The sequence below is a fragment of the Psychrobacter immobilis genome (assembly GCF_003148585.1).
Taxonomy (GTDB): Bacteria; Pseudomonadota; Gammaproteobacteria; order Pseudomonadales; family Moraxellaceae; genus Psychrobacter; species Psychrobacter immobilis.
Genome location: NZ_QGGM01000021.1, coordinates 1 through 22186 on the forward strand (window position 1 = coordinate 1; position 22186 = coordinate 22186).

15 protein-coding genes are annotated in these 22186 nt (G+C 43.2%); 6 read left to right on the forward strand and 9 right to left on the reverse strand.

Features of this window, described 5'->3' with window-relative positions; all coding sequences use genetic code 11:
- Positions 1 to 288: 288 nt before the first annotated feature.
- The 4 genes from C8D84_RS12975 to C8D84_RS12990 form a co-directional block, all read right to left on the reverse strand.
- The gene (locus C8D84_RS12975; protein WP_060491229.1) at positions 289 to 2610 is read right to left on the reverse strand and encodes an NADP-dependent malic enzyme; all 2322 of its coding nucleotides are present in this window, start codon (positions 2608 to 2610) and stop codon (positions 289 to 291) included.
- A 359-nt stretch (positions 2611 to 2969) separates the two neighbouring features.
- On the reverse strand, positions 2970 to 4436 hold the full coding sequence (locus C8D84_RS12980; protein WP_109592639.1) for a protein adenylyltransferase SelO: 1467 nt from the start codon (positions 4434 to 4436) through the stop codon (positions 2970 to 2972).
- A gap of 323 nt (positions 4437 to 4759) precedes the next feature.
- Positions 4760 to 5938 carry an acyl-CoA desaturase gene (locus C8D84_RS12985; RefSeq protein WP_211181299.1) on the reverse strand — a complete coding sequence of 393 codons (1179 nt, stop codon included), beginning with the start codon at positions 5936 to 5938 and terminating at the stop codon, positions 4760 to 4762.
- A gap of 449 nt (positions 5939 to 6387) precedes the next feature.
- On the reverse strand, positions 6388 to 7116 hold the full coding sequence (locus C8D84_RS12990; protein WP_109592643.1) for a glycerophosphodiester phosphodiesterase: 729 nt from the start codon (positions 7114 to 7116) through the stop codon (positions 6388 to 6390).
- Between the two features lie 438 nt (positions 7117 to 7554).
- On the opposite strand from C8D84_RS12990, the gene C8D84_RS12995 reads away from it, so the two are divergent.
- Positions 7555 to 8490, forward strand: a complete 936-nt coding sequence (locus C8D84_RS12995) for a hypothetical protein (RefSeq protein WP_109592645.1) — start codon at positions 7555 to 7557, stop codon at positions 8488 to 8490.
- Positions 8491 to 8659: 169 nt separating this feature from the next.
- On the opposite strand, the gene C8D84_RS13000 is transcribed toward C8D84_RS12995, so the two are convergent.
- A complete protein-coding gene (locus tag C8D84_RS13000; protein WP_109592647.1) occupies positions 8660 to 9256 on the reverse strand; it encodes a cob(I)yrinic acid a,c-diamide adenosyltransferase in 597 nt (198 codons plus the stop codon).
- Positions 9257 to 9474: 218 nt separating this feature from the next.
- Between C8D84_RS13000 and cysS the strand changes: the two genes are divergently transcribed.
- The 5 genes from cysS to pdxH all read left to right on the forward strand — a co-directional run bounded on the left by cysS (position 9475) and on the right by pdxH (position 17322).
- The gene (cysS, locus tag C8D84_RS13005) at positions 9475 to 10935 is read left to right on the forward strand and encodes a cysteine--tRNA ligase (protein WP_109592649.1); all 1461 of its coding nucleotides are present in this window, start codon (positions 9475 to 9477) and stop codon (positions 10933 to 10935) included.
- A 239-nt stretch (positions 10936 to 11174) separates the two neighbouring features.
- Positions 11175 to 13175: a mechanosensitive ion channel family protein gene (locus C8D84_RS13010; protein WP_227676073.1), complete on the forward strand. Its 2001-nt coding sequence runs from the start codon at positions 11175 to 11177 to the stop codon at positions 13173 to 13175.
- Positions 13176 to 13577: 402 nt separating this feature from the next.
- Positions 13578 to 15050, forward strand: a complete 1473-nt coding sequence (guaB, locus tag C8D84_RS13015) for an IMP dehydrogenase (protein ID WP_045454296.1) — start codon at positions 13578 to 13580, stop codon at positions 15048 to 15050.
- Positions 15051 to 15263: 213 nt separating this feature from the next.
- Positions 15264 to 16634 (forward strand): phosphoglucosamine mutase, encoded by a 1371-nt coding sequence (gene glmM / locus C8D84_RS13020; protein ID WP_109592651.1) that lies wholly within the window; start codon positions 15264 to 15266, stop codon positions 16632 to 16634.
- 43 nt (positions 16635 to 16677) lie between these two features.
- A complete protein-coding gene (pdxH, locus tag C8D84_RS13025) occupies positions 16678 to 17322 on the forward strand; it encodes a pyridoxamine 5'-phosphate oxidase (RefSeq protein WP_201561030.1) in 645 nt (214 codons plus the stop codon).
- Positions 17323 to 17420: 98 nt separating this feature from the next.
- Here the strand turns inward: pdxH and C8D84_RS13030 are convergent, their stop codons facing one another.
- The 4 genes from C8D84_RS13030 to C8D84_RS13050 form a co-directional block, all read right to left on the reverse strand.
- A complete protein-coding gene (locus C8D84_RS13030) occupies positions 17421 to 17855 on the reverse strand; it encodes a hypothetical protein (protein ID WP_109592655.1) in 435 nt (144 codons plus the stop codon).
- Between the two features lie 139 nt (positions 17856 to 17994).
- A complete protein-coding gene (locus tag C8D84_RS13035) occupies positions 17995 to 19290 on the reverse strand; it encodes an HlyD family secretion protein (RefSeq protein WP_109592657.1) in 1296 nt (431 codons plus the stop codon).
- A gap of 107 nt (positions 19291 to 19397) precedes the next feature.
- On the reverse strand, positions 19398 to 21014 hold the full coding sequence (locus tag C8D84_RS13040; protein WP_109592659.1) for an efflux MFS transporter permease: 1617 nt from the start codon (positions 21012 to 21014) through the stop codon (positions 19398 to 19400).
- A 518-nt stretch (positions 21015 to 21532) separates the two neighbouring features.
- The gene (locus C8D84_RS13050) at positions 21533 to 22162 is read right to left on the reverse strand and encodes a glutathione S-transferase family protein (RefSeq protein ID WP_109592663.1); all 630 of its coding nucleotides are present in this window, start codon (positions 22160 to 22162) and stop codon (positions 21533 to 21535) included.
- Between the last annotated feature and the right edge of the window lie 24 nt (positions 22163 to 22186).

A 22186-nucleotide genomic window follows, 5' to 3' on the forward strand; every position in this document is an offset into this window, starting at 1 on the left:
TAAATAGTTCAATGAGTCTGGTTTGTTTGTACCAACTTAATCTGCTCTTTCTCATATGACTATCCTAGATTATTTTACTTATCTAGGACAGCCCCTTTATTTTTATTGAGCCAGTGATGACTGATACTGAATAAGGCTACGTTGCATCTTAGCCAATGTATAACAAGCAAAAAAAACCAGTCAACGCTATTTAATAGCATTGACTGGTTTTAGTATAGCAGACAGTCTCTATAAATGAATAACAGAGACCATCTTGATAATACATACTACTAGGTAGCGCAGAATATATTACTGATTTTCGCTCGCCAAATCTTGAGCTTCAGTAACGGAAAGAGCAGTCATATTGACGATACCACGTGCAGTTGCTGATGGTGTGAGAATATGTACTGGTTTGCTAGTACCTAATAAAATAGGACCAATAGAGGCGCTACCAGTTGCTGTCTTGAGTAGGTTAAAGGCAATATTTGAGGCGTCAAGTGTTGGTAAGATGAGCAGATTTGCAGCACCTTTCAACGGACTTGATGGCATGTTGTTTAAACGAATATGTTCATTCAACGCGGCGTCACCTTGCATCTCGCCGTCGAATTCAAAGTCTACATTCATATCTGTCAGCAGTTCATAGACCTTGCGCATTTTTACAGCACTGGTGCGATTTGAAGCGCCAAAGTTAGAGTGAGAAACTAGCGCGACACGTGGTGTGATACCAAAGCGACGTAACTGATCAACTGCCAAGACAGTCATTTCAGCCAATTGTTCAGCCGTTGGATCTTCGTGGATATAAGTATCGGCGATGAAAATATTACGATCTTGCATGAGTACCGCATTCATAGCATAGAAGTCATTCACACCTTCTTTTTTGCCAATAACGCTTTGTACATATTTTAAGTGCAACTGATAATGGCTAAACGTACCACATACCATGCCATCTGCAGCGCCATTTTCGACCAATAGTGAGCCGATCAATGTGGTCTTACGACGAACATCACGACGAGCAAGTTCAATACTCACACCAAGACGTTTGTTCTTCTCGTAGTAACCCTGCCAGTAGTCTTTATAACGAGGATCGTCATCGATATTGACGATAGAGATGTTCACACCATCTTTTAGACGTAACCCTAGTTTTTCGATATTGGCTTCGATGACTGAAGGACGACCAATTAAAATAGGTTGTGCTAGCTTTTCATCAACGACCACTTGCACAGCAAGTAAGATATTATTGTCTTCACCTTCACAGTAAACGATACGTTTTGGATCGGCTTTAGCGCGCGCAAAGATTGGTTTCATCACGAATGCAGAGTTATACACGAACTCAGACAGACGCTGACGATAAGCTTGCATATCAGCGATAGGTAAGGTTGCAACGCCTGAATCCATCGCAGCTTGAGCGACCGCAGACGCGATCTCGATGATTAGGTTTGGCTCTAAAGGCCCTGGAATCAGGTAATCACGACCGAAACTTTGCATTTTTTCGATGTTTCTAGCGCTGGTGGTCGGCGTTGCTTCAACGTGTGCCATCGCAGCGATGGCTCTTACGCAAGCGACTTTCATCTCTTCGTTAACAGTCGTGGCACCAACATCTAATGCGCCGCGGAAGATATAAGGGAAGCATAAAGCGTTGTTTACTTGGTTTGGATAGTCTGAGCGACCCGTTGCCATGATGACATCTGGACGTACAGCGTGCGCCAATTCTGGCATGATCTCAGGCGTTGGGTTAGCAAGTGCAAAGACGATAGGGTCTTTTGCCATACGGCGAACCATATCTTCAGATAACGTACCAGGCATCGATAGACCAAGGAACATATCGACATCATCCATCACTTCGTCGATAGTGGTCGCAGTCGTCTCACGCGCATAGCGCTGTTTGGTTTCGTCAAGATTTTCACGGATAGTTGTAATGATACCGCGTGAATCTGAAACAAAGATATTATTTTTGTTCACCCCAAGTGCGCAAATAATATCTAAACAAGAAATGGCGGCGGCACCAGCACCTGAACAGACGATTTTAATCTCTTCGATTTTTTTGCCAGTAATCAATAGCGCGTTGAGCATCGCTGCTGCAACAATGATTGACGTACCATGTTGGTCATCGTGAAATACTGGAATGTTCATGCGCTTACGTAATTCACGCTCAATTTTGAAACATTCTGGTGCTTTGATGTCTTCTAGATTGATGCCACCGAAAGTAGGCTCAAGAGAGGCAACAGCTTCGATGAATTTGTCTGGATCATTTTGTGCAATTTCAATATCAAAAACATCGATACCTGCGAATTTTTTGAATAGAACCCCTTTACCTTCCATTACAGGCTTCGATGCCAATGGCCCGATATTACCTAGACCCAGTACCGCTGTACCGTTGGTGATAACACCAACCAAGTTGCTACGGGCGGTATATTTAGCCGCTAACGTCGGATCTCTTTGAATCTCAAGACAAGGAACTGCCACACCTGGTGAATAGGCAAGTGCTAAGTCACGTTGGTTTGCCAACTGCTTAATAGGGGTGACAGAGATTTTGCCTGGACGTGGGAACTCATGATAATGTAAGGCAGCTTGTTCAAACTGCTCTTTTTCTGTACTAAGGTTATCCGTATTCAAAGTGGTATCGTCATTCATAATAATTGCCATGGTTAGAATAAATTGGAATGAAGTAAATGGAGATAAAAATAACGTTTTACCCTCAAAAAATCATGGAATAATAATCCTCTAAGGGCAACGTGACGCTAAACAGTTAATAATTCAAAGTGTCAGGATTAGCGATTAAGCATTGAGCCAAAAAAGTAATCTAGTAGAATAGTTATTCTAGCACTATTGCCAATTCACTGCCTAGTCAGCTGCCGTGAACGGCGAGAATAATATAGTAAAATGATATTCATTATTTAGCCAATTAATAATGCCAAAAAATAGGGTTAAATATCAACCTTAATCTCATAATGTTTCAAAATATTACAGAATAGCAGTTTAATAACATATCATTAAGACGAGCAACTAATCGGCATTTGCGGCGCATGTGGGGTAGGCGGCATCGTGTCGAGAAGGGTAGCGATTGCTTGTACCTGATAAGGGTTAGCCAGTAAATCGAATACTCGACTCACTTCTTCGAACTGTCCTTGTTCTGCTGCCGTAATGGCACGCTGCGCCATACTATTACGCAGTACATAAACAGGATTATTGTGCTGCATATCATCGATAACTTGCTCAAGTGGCAGCTGCTGTATTTGCGCCATATAACGAGTCGACCAATCTTGCCAGACTTGTTGGGCATCATCGCTAAGCTCATTTGTCATGGTTGACAATAGCTGCTCTTCATAATGGTGCTCATTCGGCGCGACCAAACCGAGTAGCGCACGGAAGCTATTGGTATAGTCCAGCAAGTTGTCTTCTAGTAAGGTTAGCCATTCGAAAGCTAAGGTTAAGCTCTCTTTTGCATGCGGCAGCCCAAGCTTACGACAAAGCCCTTGCTGATAGTGCTGCATAAATGTGGCTTCATAAGGCGCTAGACAGTCTGCTAACGCCTCACGTGTTACGCCCTCTAAGCGCATAAAATGTGGCAGCCAAGCATTGAGATTCCAGTGACCAATAGCAGGTTGATTCTGATAAGCGTAGCGACCAGTATGATCAGAGTGGTTGTTGATCCAAGCAGGATTAAAACGCTCCATAAAGCCAAATGGACCAAAGTCTAAGGTGCTACCAGTGATAGAGAGGTTGTCAGTATTCATTACCCCATGAGCAAAGCCAATCAGTTGCCAATCAGCGATCATTCGTGCGGTTCGCTCAACCACCGTGGTTAAAAATGTCAGTATGGGAGCGTCACTATCACGGCACTCTGGATAATAAGTGTCGATCATATAATCAGTGAACTCAGCGAGTAAATCAGGAGCAAAGCTGGCAATCCACTCGATATGACCTAAGCGAATGTGACTATCAGCCACGCGCATCAATGCCGCACCTGCTTCCATGCGCTCACGGCGCACTCTGGTATCGGAGACAACAAATCCCAAAGCATTAGAGGAAGGAACACCTAATTGTGTAAGAGCATGACCACATAAATACTCGCGAATAGTGCTGCGCAAGACAGCACGCCCATCACCCATCCGCGAATAAGGCGTCAGACCAATACCCTTAAGGTGCAAGTCTTGCAATTGATTATTGTTATCGAGCACTTGTGCCATCAGCAAGCCGCGCCCATCACCCAATTGACCTGCCCATTGCCCAAATTGGTGACCCGCATAAACCATGGCCAATGGCTTAAAATCCGCTGGCATGTATTGACCACCGAGTATCTCTACCCAATGTGTCATTAAATCTTCATCATCTGTCCAGCCTAACTGTTGCGCAACTTGCATGTTGAAGTGTCCAGCACGTGGATTGTCCAGCGGCGTCGGCGGTTGCTCATGATAAAGGCGAGTGTCTAGATTGACATAGGTATTTTGATAGCGCATACAAGCCGTTCCTGCTTTTGAAGTATAAGTAAAGTGTAGGGGCAATAAAAGCACTATAGCATAGCCTTGATATTACATCATTTCACTCTGTCCATCTCTTGTAATAGCGCACCCAAAAACCATGAGTAATATTGAATGCATTTAGCCTATCAAACAAAGATATTGCTTCCACTTGTCCTTTTGATTTCTATAAATCAATGTTCGACACGAGCTATAAAGGATGAGCAAAAAAATCCCTCTATCTGCTACAGATAGAGGGAAGGAGAAGCTTTACAATTATCGTTCATCACAAAGGTAATAAAATACAGTTTAATAATCAGCGATTATGCCGCTTTTTTACTGATGCCGATAGAGCGAAACGCAGTTTTCAAATTGCTATTATGCTCAAGAATTTTTTGTTCAATTTTGGCATAGTCGTGCTTTAGCTCATCTTCCACTTCATGCAAGCGATCGGCATATTCTGTTTTTTTCAGCTCAATCGTTTTAGCTTTGAGAGCTTGCCATTCTTCAACAGTCTGCATAAAGGCATCATATTCAAACTTAATACGATCTTGGAAGCTCTTCATCGCATGAGGAAGATCAATGCCGCCCACTGCTGCCGTATCAATCTGCTGCTGAGCCGCTTTAAATTGCATTTGTACTTCTGCATGCTTGATAGTGGTGTCATCAACGGTACGTAGCTCACTGGTTAAGCCCAGCTTTGATAGGCCAGCAATCAACCATTTAGTAGGATCATACTGCCACCATTTTACCCCGTTACGATAGTCGTATTGGAAGAAGTGATGGTAGTTATGATAACCCTCACCCCACGTAAAGATAGCTAAGAAGAAGTTATCGCGAGCAGTATTGGTATCCGTATAAGGACGCGTGCCAAACATATGACATAGCGAGTTAATAAAGAAGGTAAAGTGGTGCGTCAGTACTAGACGTAGTAAGCCTACGATGACCAAAGTACCCCAAACATCACCCAATAACCAACCGATCGCAGCGACCACACCGATGTTTAATGCCGCAACCCATAAACCGTAATATTTATGCTGAATTTGCAGCGTTCTATCTTTGGTTAGGTCAGGGATATTTTTATAGTCAAATTTACCGCTAGGATAATTGCGTAGCATCCAGCCCATATGACTAAAGAAAAAGCCACGCTTTGCTGAGTACGGGTCTTCTAAGCGGTCATCGACATGACGATGATGCGTACGGTGACCAGAAACCCAATCAAACGCTGAACCTTGTACGGCAAAGGTGGAACCTAGCAATAAAAAGTTTTTGACGATCGGGTGCGCTTTATAAGCACGATGCGATAGCAGGCGATGGTAACCCGCCGTAATACTGATACCTGTCCATACCATAAAGGCACCAAATACGCCCCAAACTGGCGCGCTAACATCATGAGTAAACAAATACCATGGTGTAATGATCGCAGCAGCAATAGGTGTGGCTACCAAGATAGTTGCTGGAATCCAATTGATCGGCGCTTTTGTAAACTCAAACTCGCGCATATCAATGCTGTCTTCTTTAGTAGCGACATCTTGCTCTCCCGCAGCATGAGCGTAGTTGCGTTTGGCAACAGGCTGCTCATTAAGCGAGCTTGCAGTTTTACTCTCGTCAAAACGTGTCTTAAAACGTGTGGCTTGAGTGCTGGCGGCTTTGATAAGCGTATCACCAGATTTGATAGCGAAACGTAAGCCTTTAAGCGGTAAGCCAAGTGCTTTTTTTGCAATCATATAATATCCCTAACGGTATTAATTTAAGCCTATATGATACCTTAAAAAATCAATAAAGTGAACAGTTATACACTGTAAAAATATTGCTAAATAACAATAACTTGTATTGATTATGGAATGTATTAACGAAAATAATGGATGACTTATCAGGCATTGAGGAGAAGTGTAAGTAACACCGTAGATATGTAGATGATTTTAAATAAATCAAATAAAGGCGATGCTTATTAACCCAGCAGTAAATAACTCGGAAAATCAGTGATGATGACGTCAGCTTGCCACGCGATCAGCTGTTTAATCGTGTCAATATCATTGACCGTCCACGCACTCACTGGCAAGCCATAACGGTGGCTATGTTCAATGACTGCTCGACTAATAAGCGGATAGTGGATACCTAGCTGAATACAGCCAAGTTGCAAGGCGGTATTCGGCGCAGTCATTAAGACTTCAGGTGTGCGAATGAGCAAGCCGCGAGAGATAGGCTTTAGTAATGGATGACGTTGTAAGCGAACATGTAGCTCTACATCGAAACTGGTCAGCACAATGGGTAGTTTGGCAAGTGGGCTATCGATGAGGTTGCGTGCCAATGCTTGTACCAATTTAGCATAATCAGTACGGTCATGCGTTTTAATCTCCAGTTCAATATCAGTAAAGCCAGTTAGCAACGGTGCTACCTGCCCTAATGTCATAATCTGATGACCAAACTGCGAATGGCGTTGAAGCTCAGTAAGATTTAACTGATCAACACGTGCTTGCTGACCACACATGCGTTGCAGCGTGTCATCATGAAACACGATTAAATGACCATCCGCACTCAGTTGTACATCAAACTCAACCCCTGCTAGACCCTGAATGTTAAGACGTTGAGCGTACTCAAAGCCTGAAAAGGTATTTTCTAATGCTTCGCCGCGCGCACCGCGATGACCCAATAAAAGCGTGTTTTCGAAATTTATCATAATTTATATGGTTGGTTAGTGATACGCGCAATCATATAGTGCTAAAACAACAGCGTCTAATAAAATTTGCTCGATAGAGCAATATTACTATGTGGTTCCTTTTATCCAAAAACTTTATAGATATGAGCTGAGCGAAATCTTAGAATAGGTTTACTGTCTGTCAGACATTCAACAGACCCTAGTTGATCGCGGTAGTCTAAAAGCGTATTTATAGCGAATTCATAAGTATGTATTTGTTATGTTTTTGCAACTAAATACAGGTTTTACCTATAATGAGGGGCGTTATTTGTATATCCATGGGCTACACTAATGAACATTTTATTTAAACACCGTATAATAATCTGGTTTTCAAACCTAGGGCAGCTAGGGTTGCGGTTTGAACATCAATCACTGTCCATCAGTGGCGGTACGTATTAGTAAATTGGGAGCAAAAGAAATATGAGCGTAGCAAATAAAAACGTGAGCAAGTGGTATAAAGTGGCTGGTATTGGCATGGTATGTGGTTTAGCGCTTGCTGGCTGTGATCGCTCAGAGAAGGAAGATTCCACTGAGACGGCAGAGCTCACAGAGCAAGAGCCTGCGTCTACTGAAAACACCGCAGCTACTGCGGTGAGCTGTGATGACCCAATGGTACAAGATCGTCTCAAAACGGCTCTAAAAAACACGCTCAATCAACAAGCACAAACGCTGGCTACCAACTACGCAAATGATGCAGAGATCAGTCTCGCTAGCGGCGCTATCACTAATAAAACCAACGGCATTGTGATTGATGTACAAAATGCTGCAGTATTACAAGCAGCCAATGACAATGGTATGACGACTTGTCAGGCAAGCGTGAGCATGACGTTACCAAGCGAAGATTTGTATCAAGCCAGTCAAATACAAGCAGCCAACAATCTACCGAGCCTACAATCACGCTTAGCGCAAAATAACATTCGTATCAACAATAACATGTTGGTTGATGATGCCTTTACCTATGTCGTTGGTACTCAAGGCGGTCAAGTACGCACACGTATTGCTGGGCAGCCAGCATTGATTACTGTGGTCGCCGATGTGATGGCAGGTTCTGTATTTAAATCAGCGATGGATGAGCAGCGTGCCCAACGTAGCGCAGAGCGCCGTGCAGCACAAAACGATGACAGTCAGTCAGCACCCGTTCGTCAGCCTCAAGTAGTCAAGCCAGTTGAGCCGATTCGTCCTACTCAGCCTGCCACGCCGCCGACTATTAACAATCCAAGCAGTAGTAATACGGATAGCAGCGCGTCAGCCACTCCTGAGGTTAAAACCCCAGTCACATCCGCTGTACCGAAATCAGTACCTAAAGATGAAAGTATCGATATGGTTATTATTGAAGATGACAGCGCTACTTACTAATTAGTAAGATTTAAGCTGTTCTCGAACCATATTTTCGTTACTGAATAGTATCGCTTAGTCAGTAAAAAGCCCGCAGTGTTAAGGTTGCGGGCTTTTTTATATTTTATGCTAAACCTTAATTCTAGGGTCTGCTTTTAGCGTTTTAGTCCACTGAAGTAGTCCTGCGCAATTATTTTTTATCAGCGAATTTTTGTAATACCTGACTGTCCCATAAGACTTCAGAGACTTTATTGGGATCTGTACAAAAGCGAGCAGCGACAAACAACCAATCCGATAAGCGATTGATAAAGCTCACGGCCGTACTGCGAATCGCTTGTGGACGCTCTTGCTGTAATAGCACTGCTTGGCGCTCTGCACGGCGACAGATCGTACGTGCAACGTGTAGTTGGCTGACCAATACCGAACCTGTGGGCAAGATAAAATCTTTTAGCGGCGGCAAGGTCGTATTCATCACATCAATTTGCTGTTCTAACCATGTAATGTGAGTGGCATTGACGCCTTCATATTCTGGCATAGCCAGCTCACCACCGATATTAAACAATAAATGCTGAATGATGACTAACGCTTGAGAAAATTCCTTCTCTATAGACTGTCCTTTATTATGCTGTAACTGAGCACGTACCAGACCAATGTGTGAGTTAAGCTCGTCGATATCACCCATTACGCTAAATAGATTGTCTGCTTTGCTGACGCGGCTGCCGTCTGCCATGCCAGTGCTACCGTCATCTCCAGTACGCGTATATATTTTGCTTAAACGATTGCCCATATCTAAATCCTTAACAGTTTTTTATGATTGAATGAGGTTAGTTGCGGGCTCATTGTAGTATTTTATGGCTGTTTTCGCTAAGATAATGGGTTAGGTTTTATGTTGCCGCTATTTTTACAGTTATAACGACCATAGTCAGTACTGTTTAATATCCAAACATTGATTATATCTTTGTTTTTATTTTATCTATTCCATTTATATTAAAAGGCTTTTTAACCATGACCACACCACTTGCCGATGCGATGTCTCAGCTTGCTATTCATGACTCACTGACTGGCGGAAAACGTCAGTTCGTACCACTCAAATCAGGGCAAGTAGGCATGTATGTGTGCGGTATGACCGTTTATGATTATTGTCATATTGGGCATGCGCGGGTGATGGTTGGTTTTGACATGGTAGTGCGCTGGTTGGCTCAGTTAGGCTATGACGTTAATTATGTGCGCAATATCACCGATATTGATGACAAAATCATCGCGCGCGCCGCCGAGAATGGCGAAGAGATAGGTACGTTAACGCAGCGTTTTATTGAAGCCATGCACGAAGATTTCGCAGCACTTGGTTGCTTGGCACCTGATGCTGAGCCGCGGGCGACTGACCATATTGATGACATGCAACACATGATTGAGACGCTGGTTACAGGTAATTATGCGTACACAGGCGACAATGGTGATGTCTACTATGCCGTCGATAATTTTGCAGATTATGGTAAATTGTCTAAGCGTAATCTCGATGAGATGCAAGCAGGTTCACGCGTCGATGTCGAAAATGACAAACGAAATCCGTTTGACTTTGTCCTGTGGAAAGCCGCGAAACCTGATGAGCCGCAATGGGCGTCACCATGGGGACAGGGGCGTCCAGGTTGGCATATCGAATGCTCAGCGATGTCGACCAAGTGCTTGGGTAGTACCTTTGATATTCATGGCGGTGGTCACGACTTACAGTTTCCGCATCACGAAAACGAGATAGCGCAGTCTGAAGCCGCGACTGGCTGTGAATACGCGCGTAACTGGATGCATGTCGGTTTCATTAATGTCGATGGCGAAAAAATGTCTAAGTCATTAGCGAACTTTTCAACCATTCGCGATGTGATAGCAAAATACCTACCTGAAACGGTGCGCTTTTTCTTATTATCAAGCCATTATCGCAGCCAAGTCAATTTTTCTGACAACGCATTGGATGAAGCACATAATAGCCTAAGCAGGCTATATAATGCATTAAAATTGGCCGAACAACAAAAAGGGCAGACGCTCGTAGTCAGTGATACGCTGATAAATGATGCTTATAGTAGCAGTGCCGGACAAGACTTTATCAAAGCCATGAACGATGATTTTAATAGTTCAACGGCGATCAGTGTACTGTTTGGGCTGGCGCGCGACATTAATAAAGCCATTAAAGCCGAAGAGGTAGACACTGCATGGCAATTAGCAGAGCAGCTCAAAGCGTTGGCACAGGTACTCAATATTTTACAGCAGCCAGTTCAACAGTTTTTGCAAGCAATAATTGGTGAACAGGCAGATGATGGGTTAACCGATGACACTATCGATGGTTTAATCATTGAGCGTGCGGATGCCAAAACCAATAAAAACTTTGCGCGTGCTGATGAGATACGTGAGCAATTAAAAGATGCTGGTATTGAGCTTGAAGACAGCCGTGCTGGCACGACATGGCGCCGTGCTTAAGGCAATCATGTTACAGAACACCCATATAGATAGTCATAAACTAAGTCAGCTTTGAGCTGGCTTTTTTTATAGACTAAACTAGGGCGTATCATCATTCTAAAAATGGTGCTAAGAACAAGACAAATTGCAGTCAAACAAGAAAGATCAAGCTAAATTGGCTATGTAATATATGTAAGAATAAGCTTTGTAGGCAAGCTTCAAGAGATGCAAACATCAAGTGAATTAATGGCTTTTAAAATATGAATATTCTCAAAAAAAGCATTGTTGGCGGTCATCGTATAGCAATTGATACCGACAGTGACCACTATCCTAACGCCCAGCGTTGGAATGTGCGCGCCAGTACTTTGTCATTACTATTGGTTTTTTTTATAGTCAGCATGAGTGCTGTGTTTGCACCCGCTAATGCCGCAAGCACTAGCGATAGCAAACAAGCTGCGGATGAGCAGTCCATCTCGTCATCAACTTCAATTAGCAAGCCCGATAATCTGGCTGAATATGCCACTCAAAAAATCAATACAATTAAAGACGAAAGCCTCAGCATCTCTGGCGTTGCAGAAGAGATATTTGATCCTACCGAGCGCAATGTAGTAGAGCAAGCGGGTAATTTGCAGGGCGATTCTGGACTGACGGGTGAATACAATGAAAGTTATTATTTGCTAGACAAGCTCAATGTAGGCTTGCCGCCATTATCGGAGCCGCCAAATTTAACCACGCCACTGGCGACTTTAGAATTTTTTCAATCAGCGGTCATGAAGCAACAATACGACTTGGCCGCTTATGCACTTAACATGAATTTAATCGATCAGAAAATTCAGCGTAACCACGCGCTTGAGTTATCAAAACGGTTGGATTTTTTGTTAACGGAAAAAGAGCTTTATGTTTTTGATGATCTGCCAGATCGCCCAGATGGTTTAATCGAGCCGCCACTTGGCAATACCAGTAGTATCATGGGCATCCCTAGACGTTCGATTCAGCTAGGCTATATCGACTATCGTGAGCGCCGTGTCCCCATTTATTTGCAACGAGTACGGGTTGGTGAGGCTGCGCCTATTTGGGTGTTTTCTGCACAGACAGTTGATAATATTGACAATCTCTATGAGCAATATCATCCAGCGGAATTTGAGCGTTATTTACCTGGATGGTTAAAACTTAAGATTTTTAGTATTGCACTATGGGAGTTTTTGGCATTAGCACTGTTTTTCTTAGTGACCATGGGAGTAGGGTGGTTACTCAGTAAAGGCACGGAAAAAATCATCAGCCGTTATATCGACGATGAAAAATACAGCAATTATGTTGGTAGTACTAATGGCGTGGCAGATTTGGTTAATAAGCTGACCGTGCCGTTGACTTTTACCATCAGTTTTTTGCTCGTCTTTACTTTAGTGTCAGGCGGCTTTCCTTATTTGGATGCGGTAGCTTCATCGACTCGTCCGCTTATCTGGATTGGGCTAGTATTTAGCACCTTATGGCTTGGCATTCGCGTTATTAACTTTTTTGCTAATCGCTATCAAAGCCTACAAATTGAAAATCTGGCTGAAGAGCACTTTGATAAAGAGCGCCGTCGCCGTACTTATGTATCGATATTTCGCCGCGTCTTTATTTTTGTCATGATTTTGGGCAGTATTTGGATTGGTCTCAGTGAATTTGCCAACATGGAAGGCCTTGGCAAAACGCTATTGACCTCGGCTGGTATCGCAGGCGTGGTCATCGGAATTGCCGCGCAGCCGATACTGGGTAACATCATTGCTGGGGTACAGGTGGCCGTGACCCAGCCGGTACGGATTGGCGACAGTGTGATAATGGATGGCAACTTTAGTACCGTTGAAGACCTGCGTTATACGTATGCGGTACTCAAAACATGGGATGAACGTCGATTGATCGTGCCGATGCGCGAATTGATCACCGAAACGGTAGAAAACTGGTCACATACAGAAGTACATCAGACCTGTCCTGTGTTTTTATATGTCGATTATGGTGCAGATATTGATGCCATTCGCCAGCAATTTATATCGGCGGTTAAAGACAATAAGCTTTGGGACAACAAAACTGAGCCTGAAATGTTTGTCGTTGAGGTGACTGCCAATATTATTCACCTGCGCGGCGCTGTTTCAGCGGTAGGTCCCATAGAAGCATGGACACTGGCCTGTGAGATACGTGAGCAGATGCTGAATTATCTATATAGCAAACAAAAAGCTTATCTGCCTGCTGAACGTTTAATATTGAAGGGTAAAGACCAGTAACCGACGATTGAGTATATTTTCTATGCTTTTAAACAGCTGGTCTTTACGGACGTCGATATCGATAGACAAGCGCTAGCAAAATAAGCTGACAAATATAGCATGCGATTTGTCTGATTATTTGTTATAATATGGCGTTATTTTTAAGGGATAAATGAGCGATTAAGAGTAGGGGCGCGCTATATTTGTGCAAACTTATTAGCATCAATCAATTGCAATTTTCGAGTGTCTCTGTTTGTTTAATCACAAACACCGGCTGGCTCATTGCTGATTATCTAAAACTTTGTGATACAAGGTCTTTAATTTTAAGACTTTAGCTTCATAAAGTCATATCGTTGATTTTGGTTGATTGTCTTAATGCCAAAAATATCCCACCCATCAAAATAACCACCACTAGGGGTCTGTATGTTGCGAATTGTCGATGAAGCCTTAACCTTTGATGACGTTTTATTGTTGCCAGCTTATTCTGAAGTCTTGCCAAAAACTGCCGATCTGACCACCCGTTTGACCAAAAATATCACGCTGAATCTACCGCTGATTTCCGCCGCGATGGATACCGTGACCGAATCTGAAATGGCCATTACGATGGCACAGCTAGGCGGTATGGGTATCTTGCACAAGAGCATGGATATCGCTAAGCAAGCCACACAAGTACGCCGCGTCAAAAAATTTGAAGCAGGTACGGTTGTAGATCCGATTACTGTGCATCCAGAGATGACGATTGGTGATCTGCTACAGCTGACGCAAGATAATAATATCTCAGGCGTACCTGTGGTAGAAAGAGGCACTGATAATGTCGTGGGTATTGTGACTCACAGAGATTGGCGCTTTGAAACCAATCTGTCTTTGCCAGTTAGTAAAATCATGACGCCAAAAGATCAGTTGGTGACAGTACATGAAGGTGAAAGCAACGAAAACATCAAGCGTCTGCTACATGAACACCGTATTGAAAAAGTCATCGTTATCGACGATCATTTCCGCTTACGTGGTTTGATTACGGTTAATGATTTTGCAAAAGCTGAAAACAATCCAAATGCTTGTAAGGATGAGCAAGGTCGTCTGCGTGTTGGTGCTGCTGTTGGTACTGGTGCAGATACCCAAGCGCGTGTTGAAGCGTTAATCGCTGCTGACGTCGATATCATTGTGGTTGATACCGCACATGGTCATTCAAAAGGCGTGATTGATAAGGTATCTTGGATTAAAAAGCACTATCCACACGTACAAGTCATCGGTGGCAATATCGCAACAGGGGATGCTGCACTTGCACTACGTGATGCAGGCGCTGATGCGGTAAAAGTCGGTATTGGCCCTGGCTCTATCTGCACTACGCGTATCATCGCTGGTATCGGTGTGCCGCAAATCTCAGCCATCGATAACGTCGCTAGCGCATTAAAAGACAGTATTCCACTGATTGCTGATGGCGGTATTCGCTATTCAGGTGATATGGCAAAAGCCATCGCTGCTGGTGCTTCGTGCATCATGGTAGGCTCATTGATGGCGGGTACTGAAGAAGCGCCGGGTGAGGTTGAGCTGTTCCAAGGTCGTTACTACAAAGCTTACCGCGGTATGGGTAGTTTGGGCGCGATGTCAGGTTCAAATGGCTCATCAGATCGTTACTTCCAAGATGCTAAAGATGGCGTAGAAAAATTAGTACCAGAAGGTATCGAAGGCCGAGTTCCTTATAAAGGTCCAGTTGCTGGTATTGTTAATCAGTTGGTTGGCGGTTTGCGCTCATCAATGGGTTATACTGGCTCTGCGACTATCGAAGATATGCGTACCAATCCGCAATTCATTAAGGTGACATCGGCGGGTATGAAAGAGTCGCATGTCCATGATGTACAAATCACCAAAGAAGCACCGAACTATCGTGTGAATTAAAAAGTGTTTTGTAATCCTGCATTACGTCAACGATAGCTATTTTGCAGGGCTGCAGTGACCTTAAGATACAAACAGCCAACAATGCCTTGTTATTGTTGGCTGTTTTTTTTGTAAAATACACAAGCGGATTATAATAATAACTACTTAGACTGTTTATACGTTATTGTTTGCGTATTCGTCTGGTTTTCACTCTTAGATTTGGGAGCATACATAATGAGCTACTTTGGCACCGATGGTATTCGCGGAAAATTCGGTGAGTCGCCGATCACACCAGACTTTATTTTAAAATTGGGCTATGTGACGGGACGTGTGCTGATAGAGAATAATGACAATCCTGCTCGCAAGCCAAGCGTGGTCATCGGTAAGGATACGCGGCTGTCAGGTTATGTGATTGAAGGCGCATTGCAAGCGGGGTTTAATGCCGCTGGTGTCGATGTGCATATGCTTGGACCATTACCCACACCAGCGATTGCGCATTTGACCCGTAGTTTTAATGCAGATGCTGGGGTGGTTATTTCAGCGTCGCACAATCCTTACTATGATAACGGTATCAAACTGTTTTCAGGTGATGGCAAAAAGCTGACTGATGAGATGCAAAACTCTATTAATGACAAGCTAAAAGCGATTATGAGTGCCTCTGAGGCGGACAATAATGTGATTATGCCTATTCTTGATCCAGCACAATTAGGGAAAAACAATCGAATCAATGATGCCAAAGGTCGCTATATCGAATTCTGTAAAGGCAGTTTTCCTTATCAGTACGACTTGAGTCATCTGACTGTCGTCGTAGATTGTGCCAATGGTGCAGGCTATAGCGTGGCACCAAGAGTCATGCGTGAGTTGGGTGCCAATGTGATTGCTATTAACAATACGCCTGATGGCATCAATATCAATGCCGACTGCGGCTCTACCCATCCTGAAGGCTTACAGAAAGCAGTGATTGAGCACGAGGCAGATGTTGGTATCGCACTAGACGGTGATGGTGATCGTATTGTGATGGTTGATGAGGCTGGTAATCTGGTTGACGGCGATGGCATTTTATACGTACTTGCTACCCAAGGTCAGACTAAGGCGAAAGGTGTGGTTGGTACGCTCATGAGTAACATGGGCTTAGAGTTGGCACTCAAAGCGGCAGACATTAAATTTACTCGTGCAAAAGTAGGCGATCGTTATGTGATGCATGAGCTTGAAGCGAATGGCTGGATACTGGGCGGCGAACCATCGGGTCATATTCTATGTTTAGATAAGAGTCGTACGGGTGATGCAATTATCGCCGGCTTGCAAGTGCTTGCGGTGATGGAAGCACGTGGTAAAGCGCTCAGTGATTTGACCGAAGGCTTTGAAAAATTGCCACAAAAACTGGTCAATGTACGCTTAAGTAAAATGCAAGATCCGTTTGAACATGAAGAGCTGGTTGCTGCTTTTGCAAAAGCACAGGCCACTTTAGAGGGTCGTGGTCGTCTGCTCATTCGACAGTCAGGTACAGAGCCTATGATACGTGTGATGGTTGAGTCGGATGATGAAATAGAATGTGATGTATTGGCAAATGATTTGGCTGACCATATCAAAGCAATATTGGGTTAAAGTCATAATATAGTTATATTAAAATAAGGAATATTTTATGAGCATGGATTTTACCGATCAGCGTTTGTCATACGAAAAAGGTGAGCTTGATCAACAGTCCGTCCCAGACTCTCCATTTGAGCTACTAAAAGAATGGATGAATGAGGCAATAGCACAAAAGGTGCAAGAGCCTTATGCGATGAGTCTAGCGACGTGCGGTGCTGATAATAAACCTAGCGTGCGCATCGTACTTATGCGTGAGATTACTGAAAATGGTGTGGTGTTTTATACCAACTATGAAAGCGCTAAAGGTCAAGATATTGCCGAAAACCCGAATGTCGAAGCGCTATTCTTTTGGCATGAGCTGGAGCGTCAAGTACGTATTAGTGGCAGTATTGCTAAAATCGATGCTAATAAGTCAGCTGCTTACTTTCAAAAGCGTCCTCACGACAGTCAAGTGGGTGCGTGGGTCAGTCAGCCTCAAAGTGGCGAAGTTGCTGATCGTGAGGTGATGCAAACCAAGTTTGATGAGCTGCAAAATCAGTATCCAGAAGATAGCCAAGTGCCAACACCAGAGTTTTGGGGTGGTTACGAGATTACCATTCATGAGATTGAGTTTTGGCAAGGTCGTGCCAACCGTATGCATGACCGTATTGTCTATACTAAAGACAATGGTGAAAGCTGGACTACCAAGCGCCTTTTGCCTTAAACATATTTGCTACTTATTATTTAGATATAAGCAGAGAGTGATTTCTTAGGTGCTGTTGCTGCTCTAAACAGCAACAGCACCTAATTTTATTAAAAGCTTTATGGTATAAGCTCGAGTACTTGCGACTTTTTTAGCTTTCCTGGGAAGTTTCCTGTAAATATACGGCAATATAAAGTTTTGTCGTTCTCTAAGTATGTTGAAGAATCAAGTTTGATGCTATAGATGTATTGATCTGAAAGTGTGTCAGCAGTAGGTTTGGTTTTTTTAGGAATATTGCCGCTCAAATAATTATTCGAAGAGTAGTCAGGAATGTATTTATCATCATAGATTCGTTTATCGTTGATACAATGTATATAACTCCCTGTATTTCTAGTTGATTCACGTATTGAAAAATTAGCTTCTGATAAAAAAGTTATTTCATAATATGATGATGTCCGTTTAAATTCGACCAATTGAACTTCCGTATTTTTATGATTTTTTATGCACCCTGATAAAATTAGTAAAGTGCTTAACCCTATCATTTTATGCCGCATTATTGTTCCTTTCATATAATAAATTCATCATAAATTGACTGTAGGTGTAAGCAGCATAACAATTGATTGATAGTATGAAGATTTCCTTGCTCAAGTCTTACCATTTAAATAAGAGAAAGGCCGAGTTGCAGATATCCCCTTACTTTTTATTTTTTTGGGTGTCGACATCGACCGACACCGACATACCGGGGCGCAATTGCGCAAGCTCAGGTTGTCCTTGCTCTAAATCTATTCGTACCGGAATACGCTGAGCGATTTTAATATAGTTGCCAGTCGCAGGGTTTGCCGCGCCCGCGCTAAATTCACTGCCAGTCGCTGGCGAGATATTGCTGACATGACCTCGAAACGTAGCGCCGCCTAGCGCATCCACATGAATAGTTGCAGGCTCACCGACAGCCATATTTGCCACTTGGGTTTCTTTAAAGTTGGCGATAATCCACACGCCTTTTGGAACCACATACATGAGCTGTGTGCCCGCGCTGACATATTGCCCAGCTTTGACGCTGACTTGACTCAGTTGTCCTGATTCAGGAGCAGTAATAATCGTATTGTCTAAATTAATCTTTGCTTGCTTAGCAACTGCTTCTGCATTTTTAATATTGGCATCGAGTGATGAGCGGCTACCACTGGTTTTTTTGCTAGCCTCAAGGGCGACTTGTAAATTGGCTTCTGCTTGCTGAACGCCAGCTTGTGCTTGAGCGAGCTGAGCTTGGGCATGAGCAACTTCTGCTTTGGACACAGCACCAATGGCATCAAGTCCTTGATAGCGCTTGACGTCTTCGCGTGCACTATCAACGCTAACTTTGGCACTATATAAGTCCGCTTTACGTGCTTCGATTTGCGCCTGACTGGTGCCCGTATCTTGCGCATTGCTTGAGCGGTCGGTCATAGCGACTTCGATATTGGCTTGTGCTTGTTCGAGCTGCTGCAAAAAGGCACGGTCGTCTATCTTAACCAACAAATCACCCGCTTGTACATTTTCAAAATCTTGCACTGCCACTTCTGTGACATAGCCAGAAACTTGCGGGCTGATAATCGTTGTTTGACCTTTTACAAAGGCATTATTAGTCTGCTGAACCGTAGGCGTAAAGGGCGGTAGCTTCCACGCATAAAGAATCAAAAGGACGCCAATAATGATTAGTGCAATCAATAAGCCTAGGTTAAAATAAGATTTCTTTTTAGGCGACCAACCTGTAGCGTCAGGAATAAGCTCTTTTGGCGGCATTGGCGTTTCATCAGCATCAGCAACGGACGTTATTATCGAGTCCTCTTTTTTCGCTACGGACGCAGTATCATCGTTTTTTGATTGGCTTAGAGGCATCTCTATTGCTGCTGCCTTGGATGATGTCTGATTGTTTTCAGCAGTATTTTGGGTGGCATCTTGAGCGGTGTCTTGATTATGGTCATCAAGATCATTTAACTTGTCTTCGCTCATGATGCGCTCCTAATGAGATTGGTAAACATAGTGGATAACTTTTTAAAATATAGTAATTAGCATAAGAAGAAAAGGTAACAGCAAAAAATCGATATTATTGTCACCTGTTATTTTTTGCCCATCATTTCTGCCAATGCGGCAAGTTCTTTACCAAGTGGATTGCGTTTATGATAAAGGTAATAAAAATAAATCATCAATAAATATAGCGCAGTGATAGTGGCGCTCACCGCCATCAAAAAGAATAAATCGTCATAAGCGGCGACCGTGGCTTGACGTTGCACACCCTGTAGCATTTGGGTCATCGTAGCAGGATCAGTGGTATTCATTGAACTGACCATATCGGCATAATGCATCTGAGTACGAATGGTGGTAAATGCTTGAATACCTGCCGCGCCTGCCAAACCACCGACCGTTTGTGAAATACCAAAAATAACCGAAAAGCTAATAATATAGGCAGGTCCGTTAGCAATGGCGCGAAACATACCTTCAAATACCATTGGTCCCATAAAGTAAACGGCAGCAAAAGCGATTATAAACTGACTGAAATAGAACATATAAGGGGCAGAGTTTAGCGACACACCCGTATCTACCCATGCACCAATCGCAATCAATGCAACCGCAAAAATCACTGGTCGGCGCAGATCCGTCGCCTTGGTGGTAAAAATGCTAATCACTAATGCCAGTATGCTAGCCACCAAGATGATGGCATAAAAAACAATCAGCTGGTCATTACCATAACCAAGGTTTGCTAATAATCCTGCGGCGCCCACACTTTGCTCAGACAGCAAAATACGCATGACGGCACCAGTAATCATAAAGGCAATAATGGTGCGACTACGCATCCAGCGCACTTGTAACATAGGGTTTTTGCGGTGCGTCTCAATCCATAAAGCAATCGAGATAGTCACGACGGCAATAATCAGTGGATAGCTAAGCCAAGGCATTGTCCACCATTGAATTCTACCTTGTACTAAAAATACGGATAGGGCGGCAAGACCACTGGCAAAAAAGCCAAAACTCACCAAATCAAGTTTTTCAAAGACCTTTTCCGTGTTGCCCGGTGGTAGCTCAAGAATGTTAATAAGCCCAAAGCAAATCAGCGATAATCCCACTTGAAATAAAAATAAACCTTCAAGCTGACCATCAACGGCTAAATAAGGCGAGATAATCCGTGACAGTGGAATGCCAAACTGTACCAAGCCAAAGCCCAGTATCAGTCCGCTGATACGCCGAGCAGTTGGCATGCCTTGTAGACAATAAAAAATAGACAATACCGTCATCGCACTAGCCACCACACCACTAAAGCCACGGGCGAGCAGTTCTAAATAATAAGGCTCAATGCTAACCCCAATCGTCGTACTGAGTAGATTACTACTGACCAACCACTGCATACTGGTGGCTGCCAACAAAAAGAAAAGAGTGATTTTGCTAAATAGCGACATACCAAATTGCTGACGAATTTTGTACAGCAGCACCGTGACACAAGCATTGGTCATATTGTAAGCGACTGATATCCAGCCACCTTCTACTGGTGTTAAGCCCATTTCACCTTGGATTTGAGTGAGATTCGCGACCAATAGACCATTCTGAAAGCTGGCAGTTAAGCCGATAAAAATACCAATCAGTAAATAAAATACTTTACGGCGCACAGGGTGATCAGGGGTGGCAGGCGAGCCAAGCATGAATGGTCGTTCATGGGGCTTAAACTGGTATTCAGTACTCATGGATGGATAATCTGCGTAGAGGGATAAAATGGTGTATAGCCGTTGTTAAACAAGCATCGCGCTCGTCGGATAGTCATGAAACTCAAGACGTTCAAAGTCATTTAATAAAAAGTCATTTAATAAAAAGTCATTTAACAGAAAGCCATTTAGTAGGCTGATAAAACCAAAAAAGTATTCTAAACCCTGTTTTGAATATTTTATCATAATTTTTGTTGAGCATTTATCACGCATAACTAACACATTGAAAATCAAATTAAAAGATAGATGCAGCTGTCTGTCAATGAGAGAAGATAAGAAACACAGTGCTATAGTCAGAGCACTTTTAAACTGCTACGGCTTTACCCGCCATAGATGTACTCAGTGTACTATCTGCGGTCGGTCGCCTTGTAGCGATTCTAAAATTCCTTGACTATATGTCACATAGCTACGACTCAGGTCATTTTCACCCATAAAAAACAGCTCTATAAAGAGCTGTTTTTTTATACATTAAATAGTCGATAAACAGTTAGACTATGGTACTAAATAGAGTGATCATAATTCGCCTCTAAACGCATGCTGCGCTGATAGCTATCAAGACTGGCGAGTTGTAAAGCATACTGCTTGATATGCGGATAATCATCTAACGCTTCACGCTTAGCCAGCATGATTAAGTCGAAAGACAGCATAAAGTCAGCGCCGCTTAGCTTATGACCAACGATAAATGACTTATCTGCAACTTCCTCGTTTAGATAGCTCAACAATCTGTGTTTTTCTTGACTGATATAACCATCTAAAAACTCGTTATCGACGATGCCGGCTTTTTTGGTAAATAGCTCCAGTAATAACGGCAACATGAGCGAGCTTTCAGCAAAGTTAATCCATTGCAGATAATGTCCATAGTCTACGCTATCAGTCGTAGGACGTAAGCGCTCTGGCGCAAATCGCTCAATCAATAACTCAGTGATTGCACCCGACTCGGCATAAAGTTGACCATCCATCTCGATAACCGGAGATTTACCGAGTGGATGTACCGCCTTTAAACTGTCTGGTGCCAAATGAGTATTAGGATCGCGTTGATGACTAATGATCTCATAAGGCACGCCCAGCTCTTCTAAAAGCCATAAAATACGTAATGAGCGAGACTGGTTGAGATGATGTAAGCGAATCATGATAGTGGCCTTTTGCATGGTCTA